At 57.4% G+C, this 6,619-nt stretch carries 14 protein-coding genes; 4 read left to right on the top strand and 10 right to left on the bottom strand.

Annotated features, from left to right (window positions below; all coding sequences use genetic code 11):
• Together F3J40_RS24750 and F3J40_RS21025 are read left to right on the top strand one after the other, a co-directional pair.
• On the top strand, window positions 1-247 hold a 247-nt coding region (locus F3J40_RS24750), incomplete at its 5' end, for a hypothetical protein (RefSeq protein WP_205297472.1).
• 316 nt (window positions 248-563) lie between these two features.
• A complete protein-coding gene (locus tag F3J40_RS21025; protein ID WP_167017812.1) occupies window positions 564-725 on the top strand; it encodes a hypothetical protein in 162 nt (53 codons plus the stop codon).
• A gap of 40 nt (window positions 726-765) precedes the next feature.
• On the opposite strand, the gene F3J40_RS21020 is transcribed toward F3J40_RS21025, so the two are convergent.
• From F3J40_RS21020 to F3J40_RS21005, 4 genes are all read right to left on the bottom strand, one after another.
• On the bottom strand, window positions 766-1,533 hold the full coding sequence (locus F3J40_RS21020) for an N-6 DNA methylase (protein WP_369410960.1): 768 nt from the start codon (window positions 1,531-1,533) through the stop codon (window positions 766-768).
• Window positions 1,530-1,886 carry a hypothetical protein gene (locus tag F3J40_RS21015; protein WP_167017810.1) on the bottom strand — a complete coding sequence of 119 codons (357 nt, stop codon included), beginning with the start codon at window positions 1,884-1,886 and terminating at the stop codon, window positions 1,530-1,532. Before F3J40_RS21015 ends, F3J40_RS21020 begins: the two co-directional genes overlap by 4 nt.
• A gap of 91 nt (window positions 1,887-1,977) precedes the next feature.
• The gene (locus F3J40_RS21010; protein WP_167017808.1) at window positions 1,978-2,442 is read right to left on the bottom strand and encodes an antirestriction protein; all 465 of its coding nucleotides are present in this window, start codon (window positions 2,440-2,442) and stop codon (window positions 1,978-1,980) included.
• A gap of 10 nt (window positions 2,443-2,452) precedes the next feature.
• Complete coding sequence (locus F3J40_RS21005; protein WP_167017806.1) at window positions 2,453-2,746, bottom strand: hypothetical protein; 294 nt, start codon at window positions 2,744-2,746, stop codon at window positions 2,453-2,455.
• 521 nt (window positions 2,747-3,267) lie between these two features.
• On the opposite strand from F3J40_RS21005, the gene F3J40_RS21000 reads away from it, so the two are divergent.
• Complete coding sequence (locus F3J40_RS21000) at window positions 3,268-3,414, top strand: hypothetical protein (RefSeq protein WP_167017805.1); 147 nt, start codon at window positions 3,268-3,270, stop codon at window positions 3,412-3,414.
• 26 nt (window positions 3,415-3,440) lie between these two features.
• Here the strand turns inward: F3J40_RS21000 and F3J40_RS20995 are convergent, their stop codons facing one another.
• From F3J40_RS20995 to F3J40_RS20980, 4 genes are all read right to left on the bottom strand, one after another.
• Window positions 3,441-3,755: a helix-turn-helix domain-containing protein gene (locus F3J40_RS20995; RefSeq protein WP_167017803.1), complete on the bottom strand. Its 315-nt coding sequence runs from the start codon at window positions 3,753-3,755 to the stop codon at window positions 3,441-3,443.
• Window positions 3,748-4,092 (bottom strand): toxin, encoded by a 345-nt coding sequence (locus F3J40_RS20990; protein ID WP_167017801.1) that lies wholly within the window; start codon window positions 4,090-4,092, stop codon window positions 3,748-3,750. The genes F3J40_RS20995 and F3J40_RS20990 overlap by 8 nt, the downstream gene beginning before the upstream one ends.
• A 67-nt stretch (window positions 4,093-4,159) precedes the next feature.
• Window positions 4,160-4,711 (bottom strand): JAB domain-containing protein, encoded by a 552-nt coding sequence (locus F3J40_RS20985; RefSeq protein WP_167017799.1) that lies wholly within the window; start codon window positions 4,709-4,711, stop codon window positions 4,160-4,162.
• Window positions 4,708-5,151, bottom strand: coding sequence for a hypothetical protein (locus F3J40_RS20980; protein WP_167017797.1), 444 nt, complete (start codon window positions 5,149-5,151; stop codon window positions 4,708-4,710). Before F3J40_RS20980 ends, F3J40_RS20985 begins: the two co-directional genes overlap by 4 nt.
• A gap of 509 nt (window positions 5,152-5,660) precedes the next feature.
• On the opposite strand from F3J40_RS20980, the gene F3J40_RS20975 reads away from it, so the two are divergent.
• The gene (locus F3J40_RS20975) at window positions 5,661-5,807 is read left to right on the top strand and encodes a hypothetical protein (protein WP_167017795.1); all 147 of its coding nucleotides are present in this window, start codon (window positions 5,661-5,663) and stop codon (window positions 5,805-5,807) included.
• Window positions 5,808-5,861: 54 nt separating this feature from the next.
• Here the strand turns inward: F3J40_RS20975 and F3J40_RS20970 are convergent, their stop codons facing one another.
• Window positions 5,862-6,419 (bottom strand): hypothetical protein, encoded by a 558-nt coding sequence (locus tag F3J40_RS20970; protein ID WP_167017793.1) that lies wholly within the window; start codon window positions 6,417-6,419, stop codon window positions 5,862-5,864.
• Window positions 6,416-6,565 carry a succinate dehydrogenase flavoprotein subunit gene (locus tag F3J40_RS20965; RefSeq protein ID WP_167017791.1) on the bottom strand — a complete coding sequence of 50 codons (150 nt, stop codon included), beginning with the start codon at window positions 6,563-6,565 and terminating at the stop codon, window positions 6,416-6,418. The genes F3J40_RS20970 and F3J40_RS20965 overlap by 4 nt, the downstream gene beginning before the upstream one ends.
• Window positions 6,566-6,619 lie beyond the last annotated feature (54 nt).

The following is a 6,619-nucleotide window of genomic DNA, read 5'->3' as shown; positions in this document are numbered from 1 at the left end:
AACCCATGTTTTGGTAGATTCAGAAGCGGCGGTGTTGACGTTATGTGTGTTCATGCTGGTACTCCTCTCAGGTGGTTATCCATGTTTCGGTGAGTTCGTCGCGGCGAAGGGCAAAAGGAGAACGGCCGGAGGGCAGTTGCAAGGGCGCTTTAGCGTGCATTTCACCCTTGCAACTGACAGCCGGCTGGGCTACAACAGCCCTCCGCGTCGGACTTACCGCAACATGACCACCCGCACAGGAACCTGAGCAGGAACACACCCCACGGCTTCAGCCGTGCCCTCAGAGGTCGCCCCGCGACCGGTGAATGCGACAGCCTTCAGGCTGGCTGCTGCCTTTGACCTCAGACATCAGACCCTAGCCGCCAGGCCCGAAGCCCGCTTGCGGGTTTCGGCGGAGCTTACCGGCTTGCCGGTTAGCGCAGTCGGGCTTGACGACCCGGCTATGCCGGGGAGCCGAAGGTGGCCCCGCCCCGTGACCTGGCCTTTGATGGTTACCCCTTTCCCGCACAGCAGGACCCGCCACAGCAGCAGAAAGCACAGCAGGATGGACACTGAAAGTAAGAATGAGAGTAAGCAAAGCCCCGGAGAGCAGCAGAGAGAGAGAAAGCGCAGGCGAAGGGGTAAAAGCGGTGCGTCAGCACCGCCTCTTCCCGGCCCTTCAGGGCCGCCAGGCTTTTACGGGCGCGATGTTCCGGCAGGATGAAAGTTTCCCCGGCGGCACATAGCAAAAAGCCCCTTTCGGGGCTGGCCATTACAATCACAGTGTCAGGCGACTTGCAGTAACGCTTTAATCCTGTCCAGCCGCTTCAGCTGATCCAGACGTTTCGCCCACTCTCCCAGGTGATAAACCGGCGTATGCCGCACCTGCCAGGCTTCCAGCGTCAGCGTGTTCCCGGTGACCACCTCGGCGGCAATGCCCCGCAGAGACAGCTGCACAAAGCACATATCCGCCGCCAGTGCGTCAATATCGATGCAGTGTGCAAACAGCATCTCCTGGTAGTTCAGTCCACGCGTTTCAAGCTGTTCCGCGTAGGCAAGGATCATTCCACCGGCACCGCAGGACGGCTCATGCAACATGACAATATTCCCCGCCGGTTCCCGCGCGTAACTCAGCCCCGCGAGCAACTGCGAAACGTGGAAAGGCGTAAAGTACTGAGCCATGGCATCCGATCCCAGCTCAAGCTCCATGAACACCCCGCCCAGAAAATCATCCAGCGGGCCGCCCATTGCTTCCACCATCAGGTTAAACAACGTTGAAACTGCCTGCATGTCCTCTGGCCGGTAACGGTCGCAGATAGCTTTTGCCTCGCGGATATTCTCAGGACTCCTTACCCGGCACAGGTCCAGCTCCCGCGCCGCCAGGTTCACAAAATCCCGGAACACGTCCCGGCGATGATGCGCATGGGCTGTCGTACTGAACACTTTCAGGAACTCGCGCCGCGCCTCTTCCGGCCTGCGCATACGCTTTGCCGGTGTAACGGTGCTCTCCTCAGGAAAAAACAGGCTGTCAAAGTCCATCTGAGCCACGTTCACACCCCCTCTTCCAGCTCGTTCGCATAATGCGCGTCTGCCAGGTCGACCAAACCCCGGAACCCAAACAGATCTGAGGTGATCCCTTCCTGGTCACACAGGTGCATCAGGTCCGTCAGCAGATCCTGAATCACCGTTGCCGCGCTTTCTTCTGGCGAACATGCCCCTGTACGCTGAGCAAACTCCCAGACGGCCTGCGCAGCGAGCCTGCTCAAATCGGTACTTCCCCAGCAGGCCACCGGCGCTGTGCTGTCTTCTGCACCGACGGCAATATCGCGGATCACGGAAAGGGGGACGTCAAAGCCTGTCGGGTTTACGGCTGACGCCGTAGCTGGTAAAGTCAGTGATGTATTCATGTTAATCTCCAAGGGTTGATGTGTTTCGGTAGGTTCAAGTCGTGGCGGCATGAACCCGGAAGAGGCAGGGGCTACCCCCTGCCTTTTTTCATTAATCCAGCACCCGGAATATCGCGCCTGCCTCCTTTGTCGTTTCTGCATAGTCCATCAGCTTCACTTTTCGCTCACACAGCGCCTTAAACAGCGGCTCAAGCTCCGGTTTTTCAGACGTCTGCCAGATGAAGCGATCGAAGACAAACACCGTTGCCAGGATCCCCGCCGCTTCCGCTGACACCTCGCCACAAAACTGATTGCCCCGGATGCGCACGATTTTTTTGCCCTCAAAGCCCGGCACCGCAAACCCGCTCCCCCCATTGAGGCTGAAATACTCCCAGTAACCGCCTTCATAGCCCTGACAGTTCGCTGACATCCAGCCATACACCGAACTTTCTGCCGCCGCATAAAAGCCTCCAAACAGCTCAGGCCAGAATTTCATGCGATCATGCGCACGGCTCACTAATACCGCCCGGGGCGCTCCGGCAACCGCAGGGACAACGCTGAGATGATGTGTGTTCATGGCCATCCCCTCAGCAGGTCGCAAAGTGACGCAGAGCGAACAGCAAATCAGCGGTATCATCCGCATCCTGACTGTTGCAGTCCGGCCCCGCCGCCTGCACAAGCGCGTTATAGCGGTGCGTCAGCTCACTGCCCTGCGCATACAGTTCATCTCTGCTCAGCTTGCCGGTCTGGAATTTAGTCAGCAGCCCGCTCGCTGCCGCCTTCATCTCTGCAAAGCCTGACGCCACGGGCTGTTTCTCCTGGCCGTTAACCCATGTTTTGGTAGATTCAGAAGCGGCGGTGTTGACGTTATGTGTGTTCATGCTGGTACTCCTCTCAGGTGGTTATCCATGTTTCGGTGAGTTCGTCGCGGCGAAGGGCAAAAGGAGAACGGCCGGAGGGCAGTTGCAAGGGCGCTTTAGCGTGCATTTCACCCTTGCAACTGACAGCCGGCTGGGCTACAACAGCCCTCCGCGTCGGACTTACCGCAACATGACCACCCGCACAGGAACCTGAGCATGAACACACCCCACGGCTTCAGCCGTGTCCTCAGAGGTCGCCCCGCGACCGGTGAATGCGACAGCCTTCAGGCTGGCTGCTGCCTTTGACCTCAGACATCAGACCCTAGCCGCCAGGCCCGAAGCCCGCTTGCGGGTTTCGGCGGAGCTTACCGGCTTGCCGGTTAGCGCAGTCGGGCTTGACGACCCGGCTATGCCGGGGAGCCGAAGGTGGCCCCGCCCCGTGACCTGGCCTTTGATGGTTATCCCTTTCCCGAACAGCAGAACCCGCCACAGCAGCAGAAATCACAGCAGGATGCACAGTGAGAGGAAGATGGAAATCAGAAGTGAAAGTAAGAAAAGCCCCGGAGAGCAGCAGAGAGAGAGAAAGCGCAGGCGAAGGGGTAAAAGCGGTGCGTCAGCACCGCCTCTCCCTGGCCCTTAAGGGCCGCCAGGCTTTTACGGGCGCGCAGACGAAAAAAGGGCCAACATGAATGTCAGCCCTGCGGGGGGATTGGATTTACAGCGAGGCGAGCGTGCGTAACGTTTCTGGGTTCTGCTCTACCATGCGGATCAGCAATACCGCCTGAGCGTTCGGCCTGGCTCTGCCCTGCTCCCAGTTCTGGTAGGTGGTTTCGCCGGTGTGAAGATAGTGGGCAAACAGCGCCTGCGAGATATTCAGCTTTTCACGCACGCGCCTGATGTCTTCCGGCGCAAGGGTCACGGGTTCGCGTTTCGTCACCTTATGCGTTTTGAGGGTGATTTTCCCGGACTGGTGCGCGGCAAGCTCGTTCATCCCCTGCATCAGCTCGTCAAAAATATTGCGTTCAGCCATGTTTTAACCCCTTCTTGATAACTGCCAGCGCACCGGCAAGCGCGTCACGCTGTTGCTTAGTGAGATCGTCGGCCTGGTCTTTGTCGTACAGCGTGAACAGGATAAATGTCCCGTCCGGCGCGGCCCAGTAGTAGATAACCCTGATCCCACCCCGCGTCCCCTTATTACGCCGTGCGTCCCGGAACCTGACCTTGCGTAGCCCGCCAGTATCCTGGATAAGATCGCCCTTCTCCGGGTTCTCCATCAGCATCTGCTGAAAGGTACGATACTGGTCATCGTCCAGATAGTCGGCGCGGTATTTCTGAAACGTGCTCAGCTCAATAAACGTCGCGTTCATGATACTCCCTATCCCCAAAAAGGGGATAGTAAAATGTGTTCACTAATGAAGCATACGCCCCCGCTGCCTATATCAGCCCTCTTGCAGCCATCGAAATGCAGCTGTTACCGGCAACAATAATGTGATCCAGCACCCGCACGTCCAGCTCGTCGAATACTCCTCTGATTCTGCGCGTGATATCAATATCCGCTCTTGACGGTTCTGGAGAATATGATGGGTGATTATGCGACAGAATAACGGCGGCGGCGTTCAGCGACATGGCGACTTTCACGATCTCACGCGGTTTGATTTCCACACAGTTAATCGTACCCGCGAACAGCTCCCGGTACTCGATCAGGACGTGCTGGTTAGTCAGGAACGCAACGGCAAACACTTCACGTTCACACCCTGCCAGCTTTGCCCTGAAATACTCTTCAGCTACTTTCTGACAGCTAAAACTGACCCCGACAGGATAGCGGTACTCCACCGCCCTGGCGGCTTCTGACAGGATTTGGCTCTCTGATGCCATCGTGAAATTTCCGGCTGCATCCCGCACATGCAAGGTTGTAAAAAAACTCACGTTATTCGCGTTGTTCACCCAGGTTTTCGGGGCGGCGTTATTGGCATTGTGTGTGCTCATGCTGATGCCTCGTTCAGTTCACAAACGCATTCAGCGTGACGTTCCCAGCAGCCTTCACACCGGGACCGCTCATCGACAACAGCCAAATCTGCAAACGACCAGTCATTAAAGCTGATCGCAACACCTAACAGTGTAATTTCATGCTGCAAGCCCAGGAGAGCCGGGGTTGCTATCCCTTTAGTCGCATAGGCAATATGCCAGAATTTTTCAGCCAGCGCATAAACGTCCTCATCATCCCAGCCAATATCAGACAGAGCTATGTTGTTCAGCCGATAAAACGCCGCCAGAGCCATCAGCTCGCCTTCAATCTTGCAGAGTTCAACCATGGCGTTAAGCAGAGCTGACGCTGTTTCCCCTCCGGCAGCAGACTGTTTTTCCTGGCCGTTAACCCATGTTTTGGTAGATTCAGAAGCGGCGGTGTTGACGTTATGTGTGTTCATGCTGGTACTCCTCTCAGGTGGTTATCCATGTTTCGGTGAGTTCGTCGCGGCGAAGGGCAGAAGGAGACCGGCCGGAGGGCTGTTGCAAGGGCGCTTTAGCGTGCATTTCACCCTTGCAACTGACAGCCGGCTGGGCTACAACAGCCCTCCGCGTCGGACTTACCGCAACATGACCACCCGCACAGGAACCTGAGCAGGAACACACCCCACGGCTTCAGCCGTGCCCTCAGAGGTCGCCCCGCGACCGGTGAATGCGACAGCCTTCAGGCTGGCTGCTGCCTTTGACCTCAGACATCAGACCCTAGCCGCCAGGCCCGAAGCCCGCTTGCGGGTTTCGGCGGAGCTTACCGGCTTGCCGGTTAGCGCAGTCGGGCTTGACGACCCGGCTATGCCGGGGAGCCGAAGGTGGCCCCGCCCCGTGACCTGGCCTTTGATGGTTACCCCTTTCCCGCACAGCAGGACCCGCCACAGCAGCAGAAAGCACAGCAGGATGGACACTGAAAGTAAGAATGAGAGTAAGCAAAGCCCCGGAGAGCAGCAGAGAGAGAGAAAGCGCAGGCGAAGGGGTAAAAGCGGTGCGTCAGCACCGCCTCTTCCCGGCCCTTCAGGGCCGCCAGGCTTTTACGGGCGCGCAGACGAAAAAAGGGCCGACATGAATGTCAGCCCTGTGTACGACTAGCCCGTCTTGATGCCCGGCCTGACCGTGTTTATCAGCTCGCGAGCGGCATCAGGTAGATCACCTGCCATTCAATCTCGCTCCGGTCTGAGTAAATTGGCGTAATGCGTTCAACCTTCTGCGCAACGCCGTTATCTGTCAGAAACTGCTCGATGTACTCTGACAGTTCGACGCCTTCCGCCATAGTGAACCACCTGTCCCGGTTCCGGTCTCCCAGCCTGTGATCGTCACAGAAATGCACCTTCTTGCCGTCATCAGTCTGCTTCACCTGCACCATGATTTCAGCCCGTACCTCGGTCTGATCTCCCGCCGCCAGTGCCTCCGTCACCTCGTTCCAGTCCCATTCCGGGTTCTCCGGCGTGGCAAGATCGAAACTGCGCATAGACACCGACAGCGCCCGTGCGGTCTGAAAAGCAAAATCCATCAGACTCTTGTCATCCGTCTCCGCATTAAACCAGGCAACAAGCCTGGCGTTAATGTAAAGGGCTTCATCGCCGTTATCGAGCGAGATAAAGCTGACCACCCCGAGCACGCGGAGCAATGCAGCTTCGCTTTCCGGGCTACCTTTCAGGCGTGGGAAATCTCTTCTCATGCTACGCCCTCCATCAGTGCCCGGACGGTAGTGAAGAACTGTTGCCAGTGCTCGAAGCGCATCGCGGGGATGTGCGCGGGCTTGTGGGCCTGTAGTGCATTTACAAACGCGGTCGCATGTGCGACGATTTGTGCGTCAAATATCATAGATTAATCCTCGTTGAGTTTTGACATGGCTGACAGGAGTTACAGCTCTTGCCA

Source organism: Candidatus Pantoea multigeneris (assembly GCF_011752615.1).
Taxonomy (GTDB): Bacteria; Pseudomonadota; Gammaproteobacteria; order Enterobacterales; family Enterobacteriaceae; genus Pantoea; species Pantoea multigeneris.
This window is presented reverse-complemented; position numbering and strand designations above follow the sequence as displayed.